The sequence below is a fragment of the Microbacterium saccharophilum genome (assembly GCF_007992455.1).
GTDB classification, from domain to species: domain Bacteria; phylum Actinomycetota; class Actinomycetes; order Actinomycetales; family Microbacteriaceae; genus Microbacterium; species Microbacterium saccharophilum.
In genome coordinates this window covers 1-22519 of record NZ_BKAH01000022.1, presented here as the reverse complement: position 1 = coordinate 22519, position 22519 = coordinate 1, and the positions used below count along the sequence as shown (strand labels likewise).

Below are 22519 nucleotides of genomic sequence, written 5' to 3'. Positions count from 1 at the left end.
TCAGAACGGAGGTCGGGCTGGCTTGCCATCCGAACCGAGTGACGACCTCGCCAATGATCCGTAATGCTTCAGCCTCTTCCACGGTTGGCTTCTCATCCCAGATCAGGGACTCGGCGAAGTTGGCGAGGATCGCCGATAGATCCGACTCAGTCAGCCCGGTGTCGTTCGTGTGGGGGTCGCCGATTCCGAGAAGCAGACTTGTGTATGAATCGAGCACGTTGGTGAGGCTGCGCGCTTCAGTCGTGTTGCCCTTCAGTGCCAGATAGAGCAGCAGCGAGACGGTGAACGGTGTTCGACGCAGCCCTTCAGCTTCCAACACGCGGACGGCTTCCTCAGCAATTCGGTCAGCCTCACCGGGAGCCAACTTGCGAGCCAGTTCCGAGATATCTGACCTCCGCATGCGTCCAAGGAAGACCACCCGCGGCGATACTCCCAGCTCGCGGAGCCGGCTAATTAGCTCGTCCTCGTCCCCCTGGCGACACCCAAGAATCTTGACGATTGCGTCTGAACTGATGATTCCCGCCAGTACACGATCCGAGACCCGCGGGATCGATGCACTGACATCATCGACCGCGACGACATGGGGCGGTAGCGGCATATCCCGGTCCTGAACAAGCCCGGAACCGATTGAAGCATTTCTAACGGCGATTCCGAACGGATCCCGCTTAATGCGACAGTCTGAGAATCGGATAAACAGCGGAGCGGCGGAGCCGAGGGTATTCGATGACTCAGTCGCGAGCCATTTGACAGCTGTGGTGAGACCGGAGCCGTCATCGCCTACCACGACAAAGAAGTCGTGAGATAGGACCTCATCGTGGCCACTGAGTCTCTCGACCTCCTCGCTACGTCCACGACGTATCCGCTCCCTGACGAATGTCGCGTGCGGAACGGGCAACAAGATTGGCGGCAACACGAGGTCGCGGACGGCGAGGTCACCGCCGCTCGCGTCCGCGAGGACGGACTCCGTGGTCATGGACTCGCGAAGTAGTTCGCGCGCTTCCTGTACGACGTCTCTCGCGAGCCCCGCCTCATTGGTGACGAGGTCGCTGGTCGCCGGGGCATAGCGTGCCAGGAAACTTGGAAGGTCGTCGTGAGTGTCTCCGTAGACAACCGGAACGACATGATCGTTGGCGTGCGCGCGCAGGAGAGGCGACTCCTCCTCTGCGCGACACAATCGGTAGTGCGTGACACTTGATTGCGGGAACGTTCGGCGATGCCACTCGAGCAGTGTGGCGAAGTTCGGATCGCTGAGTCCGCCGCCGAAGCCGACGTACACGATGGACTTGAGGGTAGCCATCGCTTGCTCGAGCGCCTTGGTCGAATCGTGGGCGAGGAGCCTGGCGTAATCACCCTCGGTTAACACGACGGAGCCGGGCCGGTTCCACACCCCGTGGAGGTGACCGATCGCGTCGCTAGCCCGTGTCACGACTTCATGGAAGCCGGCGGGATCAGTCCAGTCCGTCGCGTGTCGCGAGCCGACTTGCTCAAGGAGCGTGTCGTAGTTGGTGGTCAGAATCGGGAAGGGAAACGCCAACAAGGCGGATGCCGCGCTGGTCGACTGTACCTGAAGCCCTCCGACGTCATCGCTGAGCCAGTCGTTGAAAGCGATGTCGCCGACGTCCTTCAGCGCGGTCGAGACCATCCCCGCCGCTTTGATGATGGTCTCGACGGACCCTGATCGGAGCCCGTAAGCGAGAAGTCCTTGTACCAGTCGTTCCCACTCGTCGTCGACGGCTTCGGATACTTGACGTGCTCGGGAAATTCCACTCTTCACGAGCCCGACCCACGTTGCGGTGGCAGCGTTGCCTGACGTCGCAGCCGAAATCCCGGTACCGACGACGAAAACGACATCCGACTGAGACACGACCTGATCGAAAGACTTCACATTGCTCCCCAGCAATAGTCGCGGAGAGCGTCCACACGGACACCCGACTTTTCAACGTAGCGGGGCCGGAGTACATCGTGTCGTCCGAATCGCTGACGCACGTCACGGTGAGGTGAGCAGCTGCACTCGCGCGTGAAATCACGAGTGGAGAGGACTCAGTACCGCTGACAGGTACACCGCGCCGGCGGTCTTCAAGGGACTCGGCCCGGCCCCGCGTTTCGGCGGCTGATGCGCCGCAAGCGGACCCCGCAACGTGCGCCATCCGAGCATGTCGATGCCAGTCGGGTGTGGTTCGACGCAGGAACGGTTCATAGTCGGCGTGCTGAGTCTGGCGAGTAAGCGGGCGTCTTTGACACGCCTGCGAGTCGCTGACCACGAAGTGCCTTTGGCTAGTCGTCGCGCATCGGCGGTAGCCTGCAGCCGGCGTTATCTACTCAAGACCTGTATGAACTGCAAAGATCGAATCTCGTGGGGGCATCCCGCCACGCGGACGAAGGGAGTCAGCTTAGTTGCTGAAGCACTTTCTGTACCTCAACGAGTCAGCTCTAGGTGATTACCTCAGTGCGCTTGAGGGGGGCGCTCGTGCAGGGATCGTCGATCGAAATCAGCGATCCGGAAGCGGCCAAGGTGATCCGGCTCCGGGATCGTTCGCCGCAGGCGCTCAATACGCTCGAGAAGATGAAAAGACCGTCCGACTGACGGACACCCCTCCGGCTCAGTTTGAGAGACTGATGGCCCTCGTCGCCGCTGACCCAGAGTTATCAGGATGGGCGGCGGTGGATGACCCGGAGACGGAGTTCCCGAGCCTGAGAGTGGGCGCCCTCATCGACGTGGAGTGTGACATACAGATCCCGTCGATGATCAAGGCGCTGTCCCCTACCGGCGGAGTGCTCGCCGCGGTTAAGGCCCTAAACGAGATCGGATCGACGATCGGGTCCACATCGACCCAGCAGATAGACCCGGCGAAGCTCGCCACGTTCGAAGCGCTCGGCAACTTGATGGGTGGAGATCTTGTTGTCGTCGCCCAGCCAGACTCCGATGATTGGAAGCTTGCCGGTAAATTGCGTAGCGATCACCTCCGGGTCTCGACCGACGAACTCGATGGCAACGTCCGTGTAGTGGGGAAAGTCAGCCGCAAACTGACCGCGGGAGATCAAAAACCGCTCCTCGCCCTTCCTGGTCTCGACATACTCCCGCGCGCACAACGGCGCGAAATCGAGAGCAAGGGGCCGAGCGGTCCAAATGACGACAGTTGGCTGAAGGGGCCGGCCGTCATGTTGGAGATTCTCGCGATCTACCGGTAAGCAGAACCAGGTTGAGGAGCGACGGCGCCATCCGACGCCCAGCGATCAAATCAACCCTCCCATTTCTATCCGCTGGCAATCGTCGAAAGCGTCACACTTCGGCGGGTCCTGCTTCCAATTAGCCTCAGCTTTAGCACTGCTCCGCTTTACTACTCATGTGAGCAACACGTGGTCCTGGGTATTCGGAATCCTTACGGCAGCGGCCGCCGCCCTGGGCGTCATATTTTTCGCGGCGACGCAGCAGGTAAGCGGTAGGGACTGGATTGTGCTCGGCATCGGCGGCCTTATCGGCGCAACGGTGGCAGCGCTGGTTGCAACTTTCGTGTTTCACTCCGATGCGCGCAAGAACCGCCTCGCATCGGCGGCTGCCACCGCGGCGGCACGCACTGAATCCGACTTAAAGCGTCTCGACGAAGAGTCTCATGCCCGAACCGAGTCGGAACGCGAGGCTGCAACAGCGGAGCAGTCACGGCTGGACAGGGCAGCCCTCGCCGAGGTAGCGCTCATCGAGAAGAGGACTGCGCTCCTTCAAGCGTTGCCAACGCGAGCGGAACGCCTCGCAGAGCTGAGAGAGGAGATCACACAGAGCCAGATCAACATCATCGAGGCCGATGGAAACTACAAGTCGGGCATGATCTCCGCACGAGACGCCGCCGCGCACAGATTCCTCGACATCGCGCACGAGAGAGAAGCTGCAGCGAACACTTGGAAGGTCGCCAAGGTGGGCTTCGAGGAGAAGCTGTCGGCACTCGAAACTGAGCGAGACCGTCTCGCACGTCTCACTGATGAACAGTATCTGGCTGAGCAGCGGCGTTTGCGGGGGCTGGACTGAATCGCAAATACTCAACCGCCGAGTTCCCATCGGCTCACCGCACGTCGATGTGCCCACAAACGCGCCGAATCAATGGAGATCGACAGCGGGGGATGTCCTGATCGGACATGCGCACGCGGATTTGATTCAGACGCCCGCATCGGTCCCCACTAGGGCCGTGCACGTTGAGTCACCGGCATCCGCGCGCTCGATCTTTGATCGTGGACGTGGAGCAACCGCGCCGCCTAAGGCCTGGTTGCTGTTAGGTTGCTCGCGTCGCGAGCGGCGGCGATCGCTAGGCGGATTTCTCCTGCGCTCGTCGTTGGATGGACTCGCCGCACCCAAGCGCGCCGAGAAGTTTTGCGCGTACGACTCCGTCGAGTGGCCCGACGATCTCGTAGAGGTCCTCTGCAGGGTAGCCGCGGTTGCCGTGGGCGAGATCGTTCCGAATGACGCGCAGCCCCGTCGGCACCGATTCGTGGCCGGCTAGCAGGGGCGTCGCTTTCAGAACCGGAACGATGTTGACTGGCGCCGCCTTGAGCGTCTTCCCGAGGGCCTCCTCCAGGCTTGCCGGAGGAGACTTCAGGAGATGCTTCTTCACAAATCTCATCGTGTCCTCATCCTGCGACTGGGCGAGATGGGCGAGAATTTCTTCCCGGCGGGCTTGGTGCGCCTGTCGTCGCGATTGGTACGCGTCAGCGGTTTCGTAACCGTAGAGGCCCTCAATCGCTTGGATGAGCAGGAGCAGCCGTGATCGAGGATGCTGATCTCGGGCGTACATAAGCGACGCGTAGGACTCGAGGAGCGGGTGGTGACCTGCCGCAAGTTCCTGCCAGCGCCGGAGCATCCTGAGCAGCGACATGCCTTGGGGTGAGAAGCGGAACACCGGGGAGAGCCTGCCTGCGTCTGCACCGCGCGATGCGTATGGGTCCTGGTGGATAGCGCTGCCGTACACCTGGAACTCCGGGGCTTCTTCGTCATCCGTCGTTGTCGCGGATTCGCCGGCAAGCGTCACTGAGACGTACGTGAGGCGTTCGCGGCGTCCGGTGGAGAGCGAGATGATGCGCCTAAGCGGTTCGATCCAGTCGTCGAACACCGCATCGAAAGTGAGGGGGACGGATGGGGTGATCAGAACGACTGGGCTGAACGTGACGCGGAACGCGTACCAGTCCGCCGCCGAGTAACTGTTCAAGAACCGGATCTCCACTGCGGCGTCGGCATCGGCCCACGTCTGCGTGCTGTCGGGATGCCCGTATGCCTTCCAACTCCAGTCGAGGTGCCTCTTTCCGGGCGGCACTTGCATCGGCACCTTGGTCTTGCGGATCGGGGGAATCGCAGTGACCGCATCAAGCGCCTCCACCTGTGCTTTGACCTTCGTGACTGACAGATCGCCTTTGGGGGCAGGGTCACGGCCCACGAGAGCAGCGCGCGCGTGGAGGACCGCGCGCTCAGGGAAGACGATGTCGATGGTCGTGTCTACGAGCAGGACGTGCTGACCGTTCAGCAGGTGTCCGCGTACCAGGCCCCCGGCGTAGCTCTGCGGGAAGCTTGCGACCCGTTCTCCCGGCCCACCCGTCGAGTACGTGTCGGGAATCTCGCCGTATGCGTGCGCCCGCGGCGGTCGGTCGGCGATCAGCTCCAGGTCCCCTTCAAGAGTGATCTCTCCGCCCTCACGAGACGGGATCGTCCACTGCACCCGGTACTCGCCGGGCTCGAGAAGATGACGGAGGGGCGCCGATTCGCTCATAGTATCGACCATTCCATACAGCGTCGTCTGGAGACCGACATCGGCACGTGTACTGACGGTGTTTGGTCGCGGACTCGATGTTCGCGCCGCTCGGTTCGATGAGATCCCAGCCGCGCGCGTGGATCTCGTCAGCGCCGCCATTCGCCGAGCTGTTGGTCGCCGCACATGTGAGTGTTCCACCGCGGTTCTCCCCTGTACGCTCCCGCTATGTCAATGAACGTTGATTTAGATCGTCTGCGCGCGCTCCTTGCGCGCGGCGCAGAGTCAGACGACCTCGACTTCAAGGCGACATGGGACCCGCAGCGCAAGGCTGAGCTCATCGAGCTGTGCAAAGACATCGCGGCAATGGAGTCCCTGTCCACCGGTGGTTACATCGTCGTGGGCGCTGATGACCAGGGGGCGCCGAGCGGCATGTTCACGGCCGCGCCGGCCCGCGACTTCGACGAGCAGAGAGTGCGATCAAAGATCGCCGCGGTGCTCGGCGAGCCCATCGACTTGAGCGCTGCGCTTCACAGTATCGAGTCGAACGATTTCCTGTTGGTCGGCGTCGGCCCCAATTTGGATGGCATGCGGATCATGTCGAGAGACGGCGAGCATGAGAGTAGGACCGTTTGGCGCGCCGGCGATGTGTTTGTGCGTCGAGGTACCTCGAGCGTTCGATGGAATCATCATGAGGCGCGCGGCGTCATCGAACGAGTGATCGCAGCGCGCAAGGAAGAATGGCGACGGGACATATTCGAGACGGCGCGTACTGCATCCCCCGCCTTCGAGCCGGGCGGGTTCGTGAACGTGAACGTCGAGATGCCGGCGGAGTCGTTTAGTGCAGCGATTGCCGAGCTAATTCGCCGCGGCGACGAAGTCGGTCTGGATCTGCTCCTCCGTAAGACGATCATCGGCGCGGTGACAATCGTCGACACTGCCACGGGGAAAGACGCTCGCGCCGTGGCATCCGAACTAGGCGATCAACTCGACCGGCTCGACATCATCGCCGCGCTGTCCGCACGCTACGCGGTTGGAGTGACATTCGCCCGAGTTGTTGAGGGCTACCGAACCATCTACGAGGCGGTCGATGAAGATTTCGTCAGTCAGCCTCGCCTGTTCCCGCTCGGCCACAAGGAGGTGCTCATGCACCTCTATGCCGTCGGCGCCGTTCTCGTGCAGGAGAGGCGGTGGCAAGACTTGGCGACTCTTGTCCGCCTGACCCCGATCAGTACACACGGTGGCTATTGGAAGTCGCTACTTCGGAAGGCTGAGGTCATGGTGGCTCGCGCCGAGCTGCTGAGGGACGAGGAGGGCACCCGAACCGGCGTCATCGAGGCGGCGAAACCGGTGAGTGCTCACCTATTCGAACTCATCGGTGAGAGCCCACCACGGGATCTCACGAACCTGCTCGTCGAGTTTGATGTCTACCGTGGCATTGCCAACGCCGGCAGAGACGAGACTGACAAGCTCGGCGCCTACACGAACTTCGCCCTCTACTATGCCGCGCGAGCCGAGCCCGCCTTCCTCACGGTGCTGGACGACCCTCTCGCCCGCGCTGCACTCTTTGACGGCACCGACGCCGAGCTAGCTGCGGTGTACCGCCACATGAGCACCACCGCGCTGGGTGAGGCCTTCGCTTACAACGGCTGGGACGGGTTCGAGAATCCGCGACTCGTTTCCTTCGCCGGTACATCAGACGAATGAACCTCGCGGGCGGGAGGCAGAGAAACGTAAGGCGTACCGCGTGGGCGAGCAAGTTCAGCCAGTGAGCCACTGTCGGGTGCTCAGGGATGCCGTCAGGATACTCGCGGAGCTGACTGTCTTGCCGTTGCGATCGAGGGATTTCAGTTCGCCTCGCGCGCGGCGCGATAGCCGCCGCTCGTGCTCCACCGTCGAGCAACAACGGTGCGCTGCAGCGGCGCCGGGAGGGTGAGATTCGGAAGCGCATCAGATCGGCGTGGAACTTCGACGGCGCGTGCTCGCGGTGTAGGACGCAACTCTGTGTGGCCGAGGCCGAGCGCAGTCGGCCTCGGCCCGCATGTTGGAGTGCGAGCACGAGGCCGACATCCACTTACTTCTCGGACTCGCTCAGAAAAATGACTTCTCCGTCGCGCTGACCACCGCTGGCGGTGAGGGTGTCGGCCGAGTCGACCGCCGTGCTCTCGGCGCCGTAGTACATCATGTTTTCGACATCGGCTCGTATTGCGTCCTCTTCACGTCCCATCGTTGTTTCACCTCCCAACGCCTAGTGACAGGAGAATGCTGACAAGCGTCACGAGTGCCGTGAGTGCGGTACCCGCGACGAACCATCCCATCGCCACTGTCGTTGCGGTGCCGATGTTTGTCAGGATCTTCTCGCTTTGCTCAAGTTCTACAACCAGTTCCGTCGTAATGCGTACTCGCGCCTGCAGCTCGTCAGCGTCGCGTAGCCGACCAATGATGCCACGCGCAGTGAGTCCGGTGCGCGTACTCATCGCCATGGACTTAACGGAGTAGACCGTGGCGAACAGGTAACACGTGACGGCCAGCACGAATCCACCATTGTCACCAATAGTTCCGACGAGAGTCGCGGCGACACCAGACGCGCCAAGCACTCCTGCCGACCGCCCCCGAACACTAGCTACCCGCGCCAGTTGATCCTCCCGCCGCCGCACGATCTCCGTGTGAGTAATTTCGACGACCGCGAGCGACATGCCACGGTCTTCGTTCGTTTGGCGCCGTTTCGCGCCAGCAAGCTTTGATCTCACGACTCATTGGCCCCGTTTGCAGTATGAAGAGCATCAACGATCGAGTCACGCCATGAAGTCATGGGACGAAGATATCGACAACGACGGCCCGCATTGTGCTCTGACCGGATCGCCAAAGCACTCCGGCGAGGGCTGAAGCGCCGAGACTGTGGACGGAACGACCAGCGGCAACCTGTCGGCCGCACTCAGGCGTTGATCCCGAAGGCGCGGAGTAGACCGGCCCTGGGGATCATTCGGCGGGGGCCGAGCTGGATCGTGGGAATGGTCCCGCTTTCGATGCCGAGCTTGATCGTGCGGTAATCGACACCGACGAGCTTGGCGGCATCCTTCATCGTCAGTGCGAGTGAGTTGTCTGTCTTGTTCATGTCCTTCTCCTCTCGGTGAGCAATGTATGTCATCACTTGCGCACACCGTACTCCTGTCGTGAGCAATCCGCGACATGTATTGCTCACCGACCCGAGGTCATGCCAGGCTCATCGCATGAGTGACGTTGAAGTCGAGGTGACCGACACTGAGCGGGTCGATGTCGGCGACGGCGTGAGTATCCCCAGGGCGTGGGATGCTGTCGCCATCGGCGAGCCGAACGTCGCAGGAGCCATCCGCCTTCACGTGGTGTTCGACGAGCAGATGCGGCGCACCGCTGCGGCATCTGTGCGTCTCGACCGCATGGGGGAGGGCGACGAGGTGACGGCCGCCGCGCTTCGCGATGTGCGCGTGCAGTATCTCGTCGCGGTCTCGTCGATGCGCGTCGTCACCGTGTCGCGCGAGGAGGGCAAGACCCAGTCCTTCAGCCAGTACATCGAGGAGGTGAGATCGCGTACCGATCGCACCTACCAGGAGTCGGTGCGCGAGGCGGTGACGCTCTACCGGATAGCGGCGACCGTGAACCTGGCTCCCCTCAAACTCGTCTCGGAGCAGCTCGGTGTGAGCGTCAGCACAGCGACACGCATGATGGCTCGTGCCCGCGAAGCCGGCCTCGCTGAGGACCTGATCACTCGCGAGACGTACAACCGGATGCGCGCCGACGAAGAGGAATTGACGCGCCCGCACCAACTCCCGGGCTCTCCGTCGGGCCCCTCGATCGGCCGCTGACGGCAATCTGGCGCATCCAACGTCACTTCGACACTTTGCTTCGCGCATCAGCGCTTCTGCACGCAAACTGCTCAAGATGGGCGATCTGCGCGTGGGTCAAATTCGGATTTGGCCGCATTCCATTTCGGCATGGGTCAGCTACCCGCTCCACAGCAGGGGATTCTTGGCCGCATCTTGGCCGCATTCCATTTCCAACTGGCTGTTTTCGGACGTCGCTCGATGTCGATCCGGCCTCGAAAATCCGCGTAATTACGCGGAATCTGTCGTTTCGAGGCGCTATGCAAAATGCTCAAAACGTGTTCGAGTCCCTCCAGGGGCTTTGCGTACTGGCGGATCTTTCCATAGCTCTGACTCCCGCGTCCCCGTGCAGTCAGCCCACCCAGGTGTGCCAACCCCTCCCACGCTCCTACAATGTCCGCGTGGACACGCTCAAGGCGGATGCTGTCCAGGACATCCGGTTCGCGCGCTCGGCCGATGGGGTCGGGATCGCCTACGCTGTGCACGGGTCCGGGCCGCCGCTGCTCATCGACGCGTGCTGGCTGAGCCACCTGCAGTTCGACTGGGAGAGCCCGGTGTGGCGGCACTACCTCGTCGAGCTCGGCAAGATCGCGACCGTCATCCGCTACGACGAGCGCGGCCACGGCCTCTCCGATCGGGGCGTCACCGACCACAGCCTCGAAGCGCGGCTCGCCGACCTCGAGGCGGTCGTCGAGGATGCGGGGCTCGACCGGTTCGCGCTCATGGCGATGGCGCAGGGCGGTCCGGTCGCGATCGAGTACGCCGCCCGGCATCCGGAACGTCTCACCCGGCTCATGTTCTACGGGAGCTACTCGGGCGCGCAGGCGGCGGCCACGCCGGAAGAGCTCGAGATGCTCGCGGCGTTCGAGGCGCTGATCAAGGTCGGGTGGGCGCGCCCGACATCCGAGTTCCGGCGCGTGTTCAGCAGCATGATGATCCCGGGCGGCACGGAAGAGCAGATGCGCTGGCTCGACGACCTGCAGGCCCGCGCGTGCGACACCGAGACCGCGGTCATCTCCCGCGCACAGCGCAAGCTCGCCGACTCCACGTGGCGCCTGCCCGAACTGGACCTGCCGACCCTCGTCATCCACAGCCGCGGCGACCAGATGAACGAGTTCCACCACGCCCGTCACCTCGCCGCGCACATCCGCGGCGCCCGCCTCGTCGCCCTCGACAGCAACAACCACGTCGTCCTCGCTGACGAACCGGCGTGGCCGGTGTTCCTGCAGGAGATCGCCGACTTCATCGAGCCCGACCGGCAGGCGGCATCCGAAACGGCGTCCGATGACATCGCCGACCTCGTCTCGCCGCGGGAACTCGACATCCTGCGGCTCGCCGCCGCCGGCCGCGACAACGACAGCATCGCGGCCGAGCTGTTCCTCTCCGTCCGCACCGTCGAACGGCACCTGCAGAACGCCTACGCGAAGCTCGGCCTGCACGGCCGCACGGCCCGCACCGCCGCCGTCGCGCGGCTCCTGTCGCACACCTGGCGCGTACGCGTCAGCCGCCACCATCCCCTTCTCGGGCCGCGATGGTTGCGCGTCGGCGCCGATGCGGCGACGGATGCCGGATCCCTACCGTGGTGCCACCAACCGACCACTGGAGGTCTCAGATGTCATCCACCAACACCGCCCACTCCGTCACCGCGACGGACGAGGACCGTGCCCTCAAGGCCAAGCACGCCGCGATGTGGGCGAGCGGGAACTATCCGGCCGTCGCGAACGAAGTCGTCCACGCGCTCGGCGGGATCCTCGTCGAGGCGCTCGACATCCAGCCCGGGGAGCGGGTGCTCGACGTCGCCGCCGGCACCGGCACCTCGGCGATCCCGGCGGCACGCCGCGGCGCGGAGGTCATCGCCACCGACCTCACGCCCGAGCTGCTTGCCGTCGGTCGCACCACCGCCGAGGCGGAGGGTGTCGAGCTGACCTGGCAGACCGCGGATGCCGAAGCGCTGCCGTCCCGGATGCCGGCTTCGACGTCGTCCTGTCGACCATCGGGGTCATGTTCGCGCCGCACCACCAGCTGGCCGCCGACGAGCTTGTGCGGGTCTGCCGCCCCGGGGGACGGATCGGCGTGCTCGCGTGGACGCCGGCCGGGTTCATCGGCCAGCTGTTCGCCACGATGAAGCCGTACGCGCCGCCGCCCCCTCCCGGTGCCTCGCCCGCGCCGCTGTGGGGGAGCGTCGAGCACGTGCGGGAGCTGTTCGGCGACCGAGTCGACGACATGGTCGCCCACCAGCAGCAGCTGCGGGTGGAGCGGTTCACGTCGGGCGCGGAGTTCCGCGACTTCTTCAAGGACAAGTACGGGCCGACGATCTCGGTCTACCGGTTCATCGCCGACGACGCCGAGAAGGTCGCCGGGCTGGATGCCGACCTGGCGGCGCTCGGCGACCGGTACCTCGAGGACGGCGTCATGCCGTGGGAGTACGTGGTCGTCACGGGGACGAAGCGGTAGGGGGATCGCTGTGAGGAGGCCCCGCGGTGCCCGGCCTGGTCGGGCGGCGCGGGGCTCCCTCGTCAAAACGGCGGCCTACGGCTTCGGGCATTCCGCCACGACGCGTGCGGCATCCACCTCGGCCAGCGGCACCACCGTCGCCTCGCTCGCTCCATCGGGAAGCAGGAGAAGCCTGCCCTGCTCGGACGCGACGACCGTGCCGCAGATCGCATCGTCCGTCGTCCGCTCCACCACCATGAGCGTCTTCGCGGACGGCTGTGGCGCGACTGCCCACACGACTGTGCCCGCAATGAAAGCGAGCAGGGCGGCGGCGACAAGCCCCTGCGCGCGCACCAGGTTCTTCCGGGCACCCCGGGCGATGCCGGCCTCCACCTGCCCTGTCGCAGTGTTCTGCGCTTGAAACTCCGCATAGGTCATCGATGTCTCGACCGGAGCCGCGGCGGACTGCGCCAGCCAGAGACCGCCGAGCATCGCGATCAACGCCAGCGCCAGCAGCCCGACGACCCACCAGCTGTACGGCTCGGCCACCTTCGAGAAGCTCTCGGGTCCCTTCAGGATGAACACCGAGGTGACCACAGCGACGAAACCAGCCAGACCGGCCTGCCACTTCTCCGCGGTGGCCGTCACGCGCGAAAGATTGGTGGCAGTGAAGCGCTCCCAGTCCGTCAGATTCTCCGCGGCACGGATGCCCGGGGGTGGGGGCGCGGCGGCGGGGTTGACGCCCGCGACGTCAGACACGGCCCGCGATCTCGCTCGATGGCGCGAAAACATTGAAGAACGCTCCGCATCCGCGCTTGCCGACGGGAGCGTCGTGACGACCGGAACAGTTGCAGCGGACCGTATAGATCTGAGCCCTGTTCGCGCTCTCCTCGTTCAGCTGGTCGACGAGGTTGCCGACCTCTCTTGTCGACAGTCCGACATCTGTCTCCAGGGAGAGCGCGAAGTCGCACTCGTCGCGACACCGCGGACATTCGCCGTCGACGAAGAGCGTCCGAGCACCGTCGGCGGACTCGGTGATTCTCGTGACGAGTGCCCCCGTCAAGATGCGTTCGTGAGCGCGCTCCGTCCAGACCGGCGCGGCTGACTCGTCGTAGGTGATGTTGACCATGCCGAACCCCCATTCGGCTGAGGGGATGGCGGCCGTATGCCCCAGGTTCGACTGCGGTCCCGTCCTCGTCAGTTGACCGCAACGTAGCAGACGACCGGCGCACGCACCACGAGGGGTAGCCCTTCCGGCGCTCGAGGACTAGCTTTTCGCGCAAGGGTGTCCGCTGGGGGGAGCCGTACATGAGTTCGCATGCGTTCACGGATGCCGAAGGCCAGGCCTTCGAAGTCACGATCGGCGTCACCGGAGAGATCACGGATGTCGTCGGTCCGTGGCCCGACACGCCGAGCGCCGAGTTTGCGCTCCGCGGCGTGCTTCCCCCGCACACCACACCCGCGGGGGTGCCGGACAGCGTGCGCGAGACGGCCCTCGCTCGAGGGCTGGAAGTGTGCTTCTACGACGCGGTGAACTGCCGCACCTGCTTCTGCGACGGTACGGGTCGCATCGTCCGCTGCGCGAACATGTGCTGAGGAGGTTGCGCCGTGGAACGCATCAGGAGTGTGCAGGAGAGCGAGACCGTGCTCGATGACGCGGCCGTGCAAGCCGAGATCGAGCGCTACCTCACCCGTTGTCTCGATCTGCTGGAAGCCGGGGGATCCGGCGATCTCCCTCGGCTGACGCCGGAGATCTCAGACCCCGACGGCCGACCCCTGCGCCTCGCCGCGGAGTTCGCGATCACGGACGCGGGTGATGCCGCACCGTCGCGGGTGATCTGCCCGGATGGCACCAACGGGGACTGCTGGCGCGAACAGCGAACGAAAGGTGGCCGCACCTACTGGGTGTGGGTCTGCAACTGCTACTGAATCGCTTCGCGCAGAGCTGCGCGGAGACGCACCATCGGCGTGGCGTGCCCTTCGACGCACCGTAGGGCAGGTTGTCGGTCGTGCCCGAGTCACCCCGCGCCGGTCGCGGCGGCAGCCGCCGTGCGTGCGGCGACGTGCCCGAACGCCTCGGTGAGCTCGGGCGGGCCGACCACCTCGATCTCGGCATCGAATCGGCACAGCGACGCGGCGAGCGCCACCCACGACCATGATCCCGACGTGTAGCGGCAGCGGTCGGCGTCCATCGCTTCGACCGTGCCGTCGCCGGCGAACGGGCGAACGGCATCCGCCGGCAGATGCAGGATGACGGTGCCCGTGCACGGCCAGGCATCTGCCCCGGCTGAGCCCTTGAATCGCGCCGCCACGTACGCGCGGGCATCCCCGCCCGGCACCTCGCGCGGAGGGAAGCGGCGACCGGTCGGCGTCCGCGGTGACATGCGGTCCGCGCGGAAGATGCGCCAGTCGTCGACATCGAGATCCCACGCGACGAGATACCAGCGCCCGTCGGACGCGATGAGATCGTGCGGCTCGACCCGTCTCGGCGGCCGCGCGTCGTCGGCATCCTGGCGTTCGCTCGCGTAGTCGAACCGCAGCACCTCGCGGGCGCGGACGGCGGCAGACACGGCGATGAGCGCGTCGGGGGAGACGGCGTCGATGTCGGCCCGCCCGGGACGCGGGAGGGTCGCGAACTCGACAGCGTTCATCCGGTGCCGGAGCCGCGACGGCATCACCTGCCGGATCGTCGTCAGCGCTCGTAGCGCCGCTTCCTCTATCCCGGCTCCGGTCGCGGTCGCAGCCTGCAGCGCGACGGTCATCGCGATGACCTGGTCGTCATCGAACAGCAGGGGCGGCAACGCACTGCCGGCATCCAATCGGTACCCGCCATCCGGTCCCATCGTCGCCTCGATGCGGTAGCCCAGCTCGCGCAGCCGGTCGACATCGCGGCGTACCGTGCGGTGACTGACCTCCAGCCGCTCGGCGAGCACGGCGCCCGGCCAATCGCGGCGGGTCTGCAGCAGAGACAGCAGCTGCAGCAATCGGGAGGTGGTCGCCATGCCTCGAGAGTAGATGCGGTGTAGGACAAGAACCGTCCTACACGGTTGCGACAGTGGGTGTCGCCGGGACGCGCCCGGCCATTCACCGAGGAGCAGACATGAGCATCACAACCACCACCCACCTCAACTTCCGTGGCGAGGCCCGCGCCGCCCTGGAGTTCTACCTGTCCGTGTTCGGCGGCGACATCACCATCGCGACCTACGGTGACTTCGGCATGCCCGCCGACGTCCCCGGCGCGGCGGACGTCGTGTTCGGTCAGGTGTCGACGGCCGACGGGTTCCGGATCATGGCCTACGACATCCCCGGGCAAGCCGGCGGGTCGCCGACGGCGGGCGAGACGCGCCGCGAGAACGGCACGACCATCACCGACCAGCCGTTCTTCGTCTCGGTGCGCGGCGACGCTCTCGACGAGGTGCAGCGCTACTGGGACGGACTGTCCGTCGGCGCGACGATCATCGAACCGCTCGCCGCGTCGGCGTGGAGCCCGGGCTTCGGCATGCTCACCGACCGGTTCGGCGTGACCTGGATCCTCGACGTCGCCGCGGAGTACCCGGCCGAGTAGTGCGCGGCGGGCTGCGGCGCGGAACTCATCCCCGCCGCAGCATCTGCCGGCCGCGCGTGCGGACGGCGCCTGGCCGGTGTCCGCGGCGCGGAGTATCGTCCAGGGATCGAATCCTCCACGGCAGGCTCCTCGAACACAACGGAGGCGCAGATGACGGATGACGACGGCCGGTCGGTCGACGATCACCTCGCGACGCTCGACGAGCAGACGCGCGCGGACAGCGAGACGCTCATCGCCATGATGCGACGCATCAGCGGGCAGGAGCCCACCCTGTGGAACGTCGGCACGATCGGGTTCGGCACGTACCACTACCGGTACGACAGCGGCCGCGAAGGCGACGCCCACACGATCGGCTTCTACCCGCGGAAGGGCAAGCTGACCGTCTACCTCATGGACGGCACGGCCCGCCACGAGGGGATGCTGGCGCAGCTGGGCAAGCACTCCACGACGGGGTATTGCGTCTACATCACGCAGCTCGGTGACGTGGATCTGTCCGTGCTCGAGCACATCGCCCGGGACTCGTACGCGTTCATCGAAGCGAAGGCCGCGGACGGTCCCATCCGCGAGATCCTCTGGAAGGCGCAGGCATGACCCGGCCCCAGGATGACGGACCCTTCTTCCACGGCACGAAGGCCGACCTGCGGATCGGCGACCTGCTGACCGCCGGGTTCCCGTCGAACTACCGGCCCGAGATCGTCATGAACCACATCTACTTCACCGCGACCCGCGACGGCGCGGGCCTCGCTGCCGAGCTCGCACCGGGCGACGCCGAGCCTCGCGTCTACGAGGTCGAGCCCACGGGGGAGTTCGAGGACGACCCGAACGTGACCGACAAGAAGTTCCCCGGCAACCCCACCCGCTCGTATCGCAGCAGCGCTCCGCTGCGCGTCGTCGGCGAGGTCACCGACTGGACGCGGCTGACCCCCGAAGCCCTGCAGGAGTGGCGCGACCGGCTGGCGGCCATCCGTGCCGACGAGCGCGCCGAGATCATCAACTGACGCCGCGCGCCTACGGGAAGAGTGCGGCAGAGGCGGTGCAGCCCGCCCCTGCCGCGAGAGCGCCCCGACTCCGTCGGCGCGAGCGCTCAGCCCTTGCGCGGCTTGATGAACGAGCCGTCGTTCTCGGCGGTGCGCTTCTGCGCCCGCTTCTCCTTCAGCGTCATCTGCGGCGCCTTCTTCGCGCTCTTCTTCGCTCCGGTGTCCTTTGCCATGGTGATACTCGCTTCCCTTCGTCAGCTGGCGGATATCCGAGCGACCATAGCCCACCGGCACAGGAAAGCAAGTCGGCGTGGGGACAGGCCGATCGTCAGTCGATCGTGTCGAGCCACCACTGCAGGTCTTCGCCCATGAGGCGCCCCTCCGCGTCGTCGGCGTCGCGCGCCCGGGCATCGATGTCGTCGCGGACGATGTGATCGATGTGGACGGGCGTCGCCGCCGTCACCAGCACCTCGACGACCCGACGCGGGTCGTGGCGCAGCGTGACGAAGTCGCCGCCCGCACGCACGGCCGCGACGATGCGCTCTCGCACCTCCTCTTCCTCGCCCTCGGCCAGGGGGAAGTGCTCGTTGTCGATGACGATGAAGTGCGAAGTGATCATGGTCGGCGTCCAAGGTCGCGGCGTGCTCTCGACGGTAGGCGGTCCGACCCCCGGAACGCTCCCCGTTGACAGAACGCGCCGGGGATGCCATGGGGCTCGGTCAGGCGTCCCGGCGGGGCACCCGGCGCTATCCGCGACCCGGCATGTTGAGGTCGTCGGGATCGACGTCGACGTCGCCGGCATCGTCCGGTCCGCCGGTGCCGGGCGCGACCTGGACCTGCGATGCGTCGATGTCGTCGGGGAGGTCGCCTCGATCGTCGCCCTGCTTCTGCGCGGTCTCACGTTCGCTCGACGGGCTGTAGGAGATGTCCTTGCGGACCGCATCCGATTCGGGGATGCCGGCGAGCCCCTCGCCCTCACCCTGCGGCTCGTTGTTGGCCTTCGCCGCGTTCATGCGCCGGCCAGCCCCTCGAACTCCGCCGTCGTCGCGTCGGGCGCGGCCGCGCTGACCTCTTCGCCCTCCGCCGGGTGGGCCGGATCCTCGCCCTCCGCCTGGGACGGGTGACCCGACGTGCCCTCCGCGGGGCCCGTGGGGCGGTCGGGGTCTTCGCCTTCGGCCTGGCTGGGCTTGGGGTCGTTGACACTCATCGCGTGATCCTCTCGTCGACGGCTGCGACGAGGTCATCCCCGCCGCGTGCGCGACGGTAGTCCCGAACGGATGCCGAGGCGACGGCCTTGACAACGCCGGCCGGGACGCCTCACCCGGCGGCGGTCACCGCATCCCGCAGGCGGGACGCGTTCGTGCCGTCCTCCGTGATCTCGAAGACGACGCCGTCCACGACGAGGATCGGCACGCCGTCGACGACGCGTGCGGTGCCGTCGATCGCGCGACCGAGCCAGTGCTCGTTGGATGCCGTGACCCACGCCCCGAAACGCTGCGAGGCGACGGCATCGGAGATGTCGGCGGTCACGCCCGCCTCCGCCGCGAAGGCGAGGATGTCCTCGTCGGTCGGGGCGCCCGCTTCGCTCACCTGGTTCTGCTGCAGGATCGCGTAGAACGCGGCGAGGCGATCGCCCTGCCTGGCGTCGGCCGTCGCCGCGAGCGCGTTGGCGGCACGTGTCGACCAGTCGGTGTCGTCACCGCGCTTGGCGCTGACGAAGTTGAGCGGATGGATCGTGAGGGTGACGGCGTCGTCCTCGACCCACTGGGTCAGCAGCTCGCCGGTCTCGGCCTCCAGCATCATGCAGTACGGGCAGGACAGGTCCGTCCACAGCTGAACCTCGACGGGTCCGCTGCCGGAGACGAGACCGTAGCCGTCGGCGGCGGCGGGGGCAGCCGCAGCGGAGGGCGTCGGGGCCGTCGTCGCCGCCGCCTGGCAGCCGGTGAGGAGAACGAGGAGCGCGGCGGCGGCGACCAGCGCGCGCGGGGAACGGGAGGTCATGCTCCCGTCCTACTCGTGCCGTCGCGCCCCGCGGAAATGTTTCGTGGGTCGGGAACAGTCGGTGAACCCCATATGGTCGGACCACATGGAGGATGGGCCCAATCGGCCGTCAGTGTGCGGCGTCGTAGGCGTCCAGCACGGCGGCGGGGACGCGGCCGCGCTCGGAGAGCGTGTAGCCGTTCTCCGCGGCCCAGGCGCGGATGGGGGTGTAGTCCCGCTGGCCGGAGCGCTTCTGGCGCCGCGGGCCCGACGACGTCCCGCGGGAGGCGGAGGACGAAGCCCCGCCGCGGGCCGACACGGACCGTGCCGCAGCGATGTACGGTGCCAGCGCCGCGCGCAGGGCGTCGGCGTTGTCGTCGGTGAGGTCGATCTCGTAGGCGGTGCCGTCGAGCGAGAACAGGACGGTCTCGCCGGAGCCGACCTCGAGGACGGTTCCGTCGAGATCATCGACGAGCTGGTGGACGATTCTGCGGGCCATGGACAGAGCCTAGTGAGCCGGGGCCCGCGAACGACAGATCGCGGTCAGGGCAGGAGCCCGGCGCGCCGCGCCTTGGCGACCGCGGCGTGGCGGGTGGAGGCATCCAGTTTGGACATCGCCGACTGCAGGTACGACTTGACCGTCCCCTCGCGCAGCGACAGCTGGGCGCCGATCTCGGCGTTCGTCGCACCGAGCGCGCAGCAGGCCAGCACGTCCAGTTCGCGCGGCGAGAGGCGCACGTCCAGTCCCTCCCCGCCGTCGCCCTCCTCGCGGGAGATCGATGCCAGGCGCGCCTCGACGGCGGCGAGGCGTTGCCGCAGCGCCGCGTCGGACATGGAGGCGGCGATGCTGCGCAGCTCCGCGAAGCTCTCCCGCAGATCCTCCTGTGCGGAGGGGGAGAGGGCGGGCGGCGCGGCCTCGGGCGGTGTCATGCTGCGCAGGCGCCGCTCGACCTCGTCCCGGACGCGGAGTTCCGTCGCGATGCTGTCGGCGGCGCGGAACGCGGGGCGGGCGACGAGGTCGCCGACCGGCGCCTGCGACCACGAGCCGCAGTACACGATGCCGCGGGAGCGGCCGGCGACCACGATCGGCACGGCGAAGAGCGTCGCGATGCCCTCCCCGAGGATGACCCGGTCGTAGTCGTGCGTGATGGAGCGGGCGGTGCGGTAGTCCAGCGCGAGGCGCGGGCGCTTCTCGATCATCGCGGCGCCGCCGAGGCCGCGGCCCTGGTGCACGACGAGCCCGTCGAGGTTGTGCGTGCGCGCACCCGCGACGGCGGTGATCGGCACGGCGCCGGCGGTCTCGAGTCCGGCGAAGACGATGGGGAAGCGGGTCTGGCGGGCGAGGTCGGTCACGGCTCGACTGACGAGCTGCGCATCACTGTCGGTGTCGACCGGTGATCCCACGCGGTTACCTACTTCCGGGGGTGACGGCTATGTCACCGCTTTTCGTAGCGTCGACCCTACCACGCGGCCTGTCCTCACAGACGGGGCGCGTGCGAGCACCGTCGCTCACATTCATGAGGCAAGGAGGCCACATGTCCCACCCCGTAAACGATGCCCCGCCTGGCGGCATCGACTACGTCGCGGTCGAGGAATCACCGCGTTTCGTCGAGCTGAAGCGGAAGCACCGCAGCTTCGTCTTCCCGCTCGCCGTGTTCTTCCTCGTCTGGTACTTCGTCTACGTGCTGCTCTCGTCGTTCGCGCCGGACTTCATGGCGCAGTCGGTGTGGGGCAACATCAACGTCGGTCTGCTGCTGGGCCTCGGACAGTTCGTCACGACCTTCGCGATCACGATGTGGTACGTCTCGTTCGCCAACCGCTCGCTCGACCCGATCTCCACCGAGATCCGTGAGCGGCTCGAGAAGCAGGAGCCCAGCGCATGAACGACGTCTTCGCAGCGGTGAAGGCGGCCGTCGACACCGCCGAGAACAACCCGGTCCTGAACATCTCGATCTTCGGTGCGTTCGTCGCCGTGACGCTGTTCATCGTCATCCGCGCGAGCCGCAACAACAAGACGGCCGCCGACTACTACGCCGCCGGTCGCTCCTTCACCGGCCCGCAGAACGGCTTCGCGATCGCCGGTGACTACCTCTCCGCGGCCTCCTTCCTCGGCATCTGCGGAGCCATCGCGATCAACGGCTACGACGGGTTCCTCTACTCGATCGGCTTCCTCGTGGCCTGGCTCGTCGCGCTGCTGCTCGTGGCCGAGCTCATGCGCAACACCGGCAAGTTCACGATGGCCGACGTGCTGTCGTTCCGCCTCAAGCAGGGTCCGGTCCGGATGGCGGCGGCGATCACGACGCTCGCCGTCTGCTTCTTCTACCTGCTCGCCCAGATGGCCGGCGCCGGCGGTCTCGTATCGCTGCTGCTCGGCATCAACGACCGCATCGGGCAGTCGATCGTCGTCGCCGTCGTCGGCATCCTGATGATCGTCTACGTGCTCGTCGGCGGGATGAAGGGGACCACCTGGGTGCAGATCGTCAAGGCGTTCCTCCTCATCGGCGGCGCCATCGTCATGACGATCTGGGTGCTCGCGATCAACGGGTTCAACATCGACACCCTCCTGGGCGCCGCGGTGGACGCGTCGACGACCGATCCCGCGGATGCCATCCTCGGCCCGGGTCTGCAGTACGGCGCGAACCCGTGGGACTTCATCTCCCTCGCGATCGCCCTCGTCCTCGGCACCGCGGGCCTCCCGCACGTGCTGATGCGCTTCTACACGGTCCCGACCGCGAAGGAGGCCCGTCGCTCGGTCGTCTGGGCGATCTGGCTCATCGGCCTGTTCTACCTGCTGACGCTCGTGCTCGGCTACGGCGCCGGGGCCCTCGTCGGACCGGATGTCATCAAGGCGGCGCCCGGCGGCGTGAACTCCGCGGCACCGCTCCTCGCACAGGCGCTCGGCGGACCGCTGCTGCTCGGCTTCATCTCCGCGGTCGCGTTCGCGACGATCCTCGCGGTCGTCGCCGGCCTCACGATCACGGCGGCCGCGTCGTTCGCGCACGACATCTACGCGAACGTCGTGAAGAAGGGCCAGGTCCCGCCGGACGGCGAGGTCAAGGTCGCCCGCCGCACCGTCATCGTGATCGGCATCCTCGCGATCCTCGGCGGCATCGGCGTGCAGGGGCAGAACATCGCCTTCCTCGTCGCGCTGGCCTTCGCGGTCGCCGCCTCGGCGAACCTGCCGACGATCCTGTACTCGCTGTTCTGGCGCAAGTTCTCCACGCGCGGCGCCGTCTGGAGCATGTACGGGGGGCTCGCCGCGGCGATCATCCTCATCCTGCTCTCGCCGGTGTTCTGGGGCACGGAGACGAGCGTCTTCAAGAACGTGGGCACGGCGATCTGGCCGCTGAACAACCCGGGCATCGTGTCCATCCCGCTCGGGTTCTTCCTCGGCTGGCTCGGCACGGTCACCAGCCGCCGGGTCGAAGACCCGAAGAAGGCCGCCGAGATGGAGGTGCGCTCGCTCACCGGCTACGGCGCGGAGAAGGCGACGCATCACTGAGCGGATGCCGTCCTGACAGGCGCGGCCCCGGGGGAGACCCCGGGGCCGCGTTCTCGTGCGCCGGGGTGCCTACTCGCCCGGCGCCGCCTTCCGGCCGGGGGCCGCACCGGCCCCCTCCAGGTCGAGGAGGAAGCGCTTGCGCTCCGGGTGACCGCCGTACTCGCCGATGGAGCCGTCGCTGCGGACGACGCGATGGGCCGGCACCACGATCGACATGGGCGTGCGCGCGCACGCGGTGCCGACGGCGCGGTTCGCGCCGGGGGAGCCGGCCATGATCGCGACCTCGGCGTAGGACGCCGTCTCGCCGTACGGGATGTCGCACACCGCCTGCAGTGCGGCGCGGACGAACCCCGACGCCAGCTGCCAGTCCAGCTCCAGGTCGAAGTCACGACGCGCGCCGGCGAAGTACTCGTCGAGCTGGCCGGCGACGCCCGCCGTCGCCGCCGCGTCCTCCGCGGGGACGGCGTGCAGGCGGG

At 66.5% G+C, this 22519-nt stretch carries 28 protein-coding genes and 1 pseudogene; 13 read left to right on the top strand and 16 right to left on the bottom strand.

Annotated elements, in window-relative coordinates; all coding sequences use genetic code 11:
- Positions 1–1864 (bottom strand): SIR2 family protein (locus MSA03_RS14000; RefSeq protein ID WP_147051491.1); only part of this gene is annotated, 1864 nt, incomplete at its 3' end.
- 530 nt (positions 1865–2394) lie between these two features.
- Here MSA03_RS14000 and MSA03_RS13995 point away from each other — a divergent pair.
- Both MSA03_RS13995 and MSA03_RS13990 read left to right on the top strand, forming a co-directional pair.
- A complete protein-coding gene (locus tag MSA03_RS13995; protein WP_420870287.1) occupies positions 2395–3189 on the top strand; it encodes a DUF6414 family protein in 795 nt (264 codons plus the stop codon).
- Positions 3190–3346: 157 nt separating this feature from the next.
- Positions 3347–4021, top strand: coding sequence for an HlyD family secretion protein (locus tag MSA03_RS13990; RefSeq protein WP_147051489.1), 675 nt, complete (start codon positions 3347–3349; stop codon positions 4019–4021).
- Positions 4022–4295: 274 nt separating this feature from the next.
- On the opposite strand, the gene MSA03_RS13985 is transcribed toward MSA03_RS13990, so the two are convergent.
- Positions 4296–5747: a hypothetical protein gene (locus MSA03_RS13985; protein WP_147051488.1), complete on the bottom strand. Its 1452-nt coding sequence runs from the start codon at positions 5745–5747 to the stop codon at positions 4296–4298.
- 207 nt (positions 5748–5954) lie between these two features.
- Here MSA03_RS13985 and MSA03_RS13980 point away from each other — a divergent pair, with 207 nt between their 5' ends.
- Entirely contained in the window at positions 5955–7433 is a 1479-nt protein-coding gene (locus tag MSA03_RS13980; protein WP_147051487.1) for an AlbA family DNA-binding domain-containing protein, read from the top strand.
- 367 nt (positions 7434–7800) lie between these two features.
- Here MSA03_RS13980 and MSA03_RS14415 read toward each other — a convergent pair whose 3' ends face one another.
- The 3 genes from MSA03_RS14415 to MSA03_RS13970 form a co-directional block, all read right to left on the bottom strand.
- Positions 7801–7953, bottom strand: coding sequence for a hypothetical protein (locus tag MSA03_RS14415; protein WP_170245525.1), 153 nt, complete (start codon positions 7951–7953; stop codon positions 7801–7803).
- A gap of 7 nt (positions 7954–7960) precedes the next feature.
- Positions 7961–8422 (bottom strand): hypothetical protein, encoded by a 462-nt coding sequence (locus MSA03_RS13975; protein WP_147051486.1) that lies wholly within the window; start codon positions 8420–8422, stop codon positions 7961–7963.
- Positions 8423–8661: 239 nt separating this feature from the next.
- Entirely contained in the window at positions 8662–8841 is a 180-nt protein-coding gene (locus tag MSA03_RS13970; protein WP_244946449.1) for a helix-turn-helix domain-containing protein, read from the bottom strand.
- A gap of 58 nt (positions 8842–8899) precedes the next feature.
- Here MSA03_RS13970 and MSA03_RS13965 point away from each other — a divergent pair, with 58 nt between their 5' ends.
- The 3 genes and pseudogenes from MSA03_RS13965 to MSA03_RS14660 all read left to right on the top strand — a co-directional run bounded on the left by MSA03_RS13965 (position 8900) and on the right by MSA03_RS14660 (position 12040).
- Entirely contained in the window at positions 8900–9568 is a 669-nt protein-coding gene (locus MSA03_RS13965) for a helix-turn-helix domain-containing protein (RefSeq protein WP_147051485.1), read from the top strand.
- Between the two features lie 419 nt (positions 9569–9987).
- A complete protein-coding gene (locus MSA03_RS13960; RefSeq protein ID WP_443093798.1) occupies positions 9988–11511 on the top strand; it encodes an alpha/beta fold hydrolase in 1524 nt (507 codons plus the stop codon).
- A pseudogene (locus MSA03_RS14660) lies at positions 11409–12040 on the top strand (class I SAM-dependent methyltransferase). The gene MSA03_RS13960 and the pseudogene MSA03_RS14660 overlap by 103 nt, the downstream one beginning before the upstream one ends.
- A gap of 75 nt (positions 12041–12115) precedes the next feature.
- On the opposite strand, the gene MSA03_RS13950 reads toward MSA03_RS14660, so the two are convergent.
- Together MSA03_RS13950 and MSA03_RS13945 are read right to left on the bottom strand one after the other, a co-directional pair.
- Positions 12116–12778 (bottom strand): hypothetical protein, encoded by a 663-nt coding sequence (locus MSA03_RS13950; RefSeq protein WP_147051484.1) that lies wholly within the window; start codon positions 12776–12778, stop codon positions 12116–12118.
- Positions 12771–13148, bottom strand: a complete 378-nt coding sequence (locus tag MSA03_RS13945) for a hypothetical protein (RefSeq protein WP_147051483.1) — start codon at positions 13146–13148, stop codon at positions 12771–12773. Before MSA03_RS13945 ends, MSA03_RS13950 begins: the two co-directional genes overlap by 8 nt.
- A gap of 179 nt (positions 13149–13327) precedes the next feature.
- Here MSA03_RS13945 and MSA03_RS13940 point away from each other — a divergent pair, with 179 nt between their 5' ends.
- Positions 13328–13615, top strand: coding sequence for a hypothetical protein (locus MSA03_RS13940; protein WP_147051482.1), 288 nt, complete (start codon positions 13328–13330; stop codon positions 13613–13615).
- Positions 13616–13627: 12 nt separating this feature from the next.
- Positions 13628–13948 (top strand): hypothetical protein, encoded by a 321-nt coding sequence (locus MSA03_RS13935; protein ID WP_147051481.1) that lies wholly within the window; start codon positions 13628–13630, stop codon positions 13946–13948.
- Positions 13949–14037: 89 nt separating this feature from the next.
- Here the strand turns inward: MSA03_RS13935 and MSA03_RS13930 are convergent, their stop codons facing one another.
- Positions 14038–15021 (bottom strand): helix-turn-helix transcriptional regulator, encoded by a 984-nt coding sequence (locus MSA03_RS13930; protein WP_147051480.1) that lies wholly within the window; start codon positions 15019–15021, stop codon positions 14038–14040.
- Positions 15022–15119: 98 nt separating this feature from the next.
- On the opposite strand from MSA03_RS13930, the gene MSA03_RS13925 reads away from it, so the two are divergent.
- From MSA03_RS13925 to arr, 3 genes are all read left to right on the top strand, one after another.
- Entirely contained in the window at positions 15120–15584 is a 465-nt protein-coding gene (locus MSA03_RS13925) for a VOC family protein (protein ID WP_147051479.1), read from the top strand.
- A gap of 150 nt (positions 15585–15734) precedes the next feature.
- The gene (locus MSA03_RS13920) at positions 15735–16175 is read left to right on the top strand and encodes a DUF1801 domain-containing protein (protein ID WP_147051478.1); all 441 of its coding nucleotides are present in this window, start codon (positions 15735–15737) and stop codon (positions 16173–16175) included.
- A complete protein-coding gene (arr, locus tag MSA03_RS13915; protein WP_147051477.1) occupies positions 16172–16582 on the top strand; it encodes an NAD(+)--rifampin ADP-ribosyltransferase in 411 nt (136 codons plus the stop codon). Before MSA03_RS13920 ends, arr begins: the two co-directional genes overlap by 4 nt.
- A gap of 86 nt (positions 16583–16668) precedes the next feature.
- On the opposite strand, the gene MSA03_RS14650 is transcribed toward arr, so the two are convergent.
- The 7 genes from MSA03_RS14650 to MSA03_RS13885 form a co-directional block, all read right to left on the bottom strand.
- Positions 16669–16794: a hypothetical protein gene (locus tag MSA03_RS14650; protein WP_261798691.1), complete on the bottom strand. Its 126-nt coding sequence runs from the start codon at positions 16792–16794 to the stop codon at positions 16669–16671.
- A gap of 95 nt (positions 16795–16889) precedes the next feature.
- The gene (locus tag MSA03_RS13910) at positions 16890–17180 is read right to left on the bottom strand and encodes a hypothetical protein (RefSeq protein WP_028495061.1); all 291 of its coding nucleotides are present in this window, start codon (positions 17178–17180) and stop codon (positions 16890–16892) included.
- A gap of 127 nt (positions 17181–17307) precedes the next feature.
- A complete protein-coding gene (locus MSA03_RS13905; RefSeq protein ID WP_147051476.1) occupies positions 17308–17574 on the bottom strand; it encodes a hypothetical protein in 267 nt (88 codons plus the stop codon).
- Complete coding sequence (locus tag MSA03_RS13900) at positions 17571–17768, bottom strand: hypothetical protein (protein ID WP_147051475.1); 198 nt, start codon at positions 17766–17768, stop codon at positions 17571–17573. Before MSA03_RS13900 ends, MSA03_RS13905 begins: the two co-directional genes overlap by 4 nt.
- A gap of 110 nt (positions 17769–17878) precedes the next feature.
- Complete coding sequence (locus MSA03_RS13895) at positions 17879–18562, bottom strand: DsbA family protein (protein ID WP_147051474.1); 684 nt, start codon at positions 18560–18562, stop codon at positions 17879–17881.
- A gap of 109 nt (positions 18563–18671) precedes the next feature.
- Entirely contained in the window at positions 18672–19040 is a 369-nt protein-coding gene (locus tag MSA03_RS13890) for a histone-like nucleoid-structuring protein Lsr2 (RefSeq protein ID WP_147051473.1), read from the bottom strand.
- Between the two features lie 44 nt (positions 19041–19084).
- Positions 19085–19894: a response regulator transcription factor gene (locus tag MSA03_RS13885; RefSeq protein WP_307725254.1), complete on the bottom strand. Its 810-nt coding sequence runs from the start codon at positions 19892–19894 to the stop codon at positions 19085–19087.
- Positions 19895–20076: 182 nt separating this feature from the next.
- Here MSA03_RS13885 and MSA03_RS13880 point away from each other — a divergent pair, with 182 nt between their 5' ends.
- Together MSA03_RS13880 and MSA03_RS13875 are read left to right on the top strand one after the other, a co-directional pair.
- Positions 20077–20424, top strand: a complete 348-nt coding sequence (locus tag MSA03_RS13880) for a DUF485 domain-containing protein (RefSeq protein ID WP_147051471.1) — start codon at positions 20077–20079, stop codon at positions 20422–20424.
- The gene (locus MSA03_RS13875) at positions 20421–22043 is read left to right on the top strand and encodes a monocarboxylic acid transporter (RefSeq protein ID WP_028495067.1); all 1623 of its coding nucleotides are present in this window, start codon (positions 20421–20423) and stop codon (positions 22041–22043) included. The genes MSA03_RS13880 and MSA03_RS13875 overlap by 4 nt, the downstream gene beginning before the upstream one ends.
- Before the next feature lie 69 nt (positions 22044–22112).
- Here MSA03_RS13875 and MSA03_RS13870 read toward each other — a convergent pair.
- On the bottom strand, positions 22113–22519 hold a 407-nt coding region (locus tag MSA03_RS13870), incomplete at its 5' end, for a methylated-DNA--[protein]-cysteine S-methyltransferase (RefSeq protein WP_147051470.1).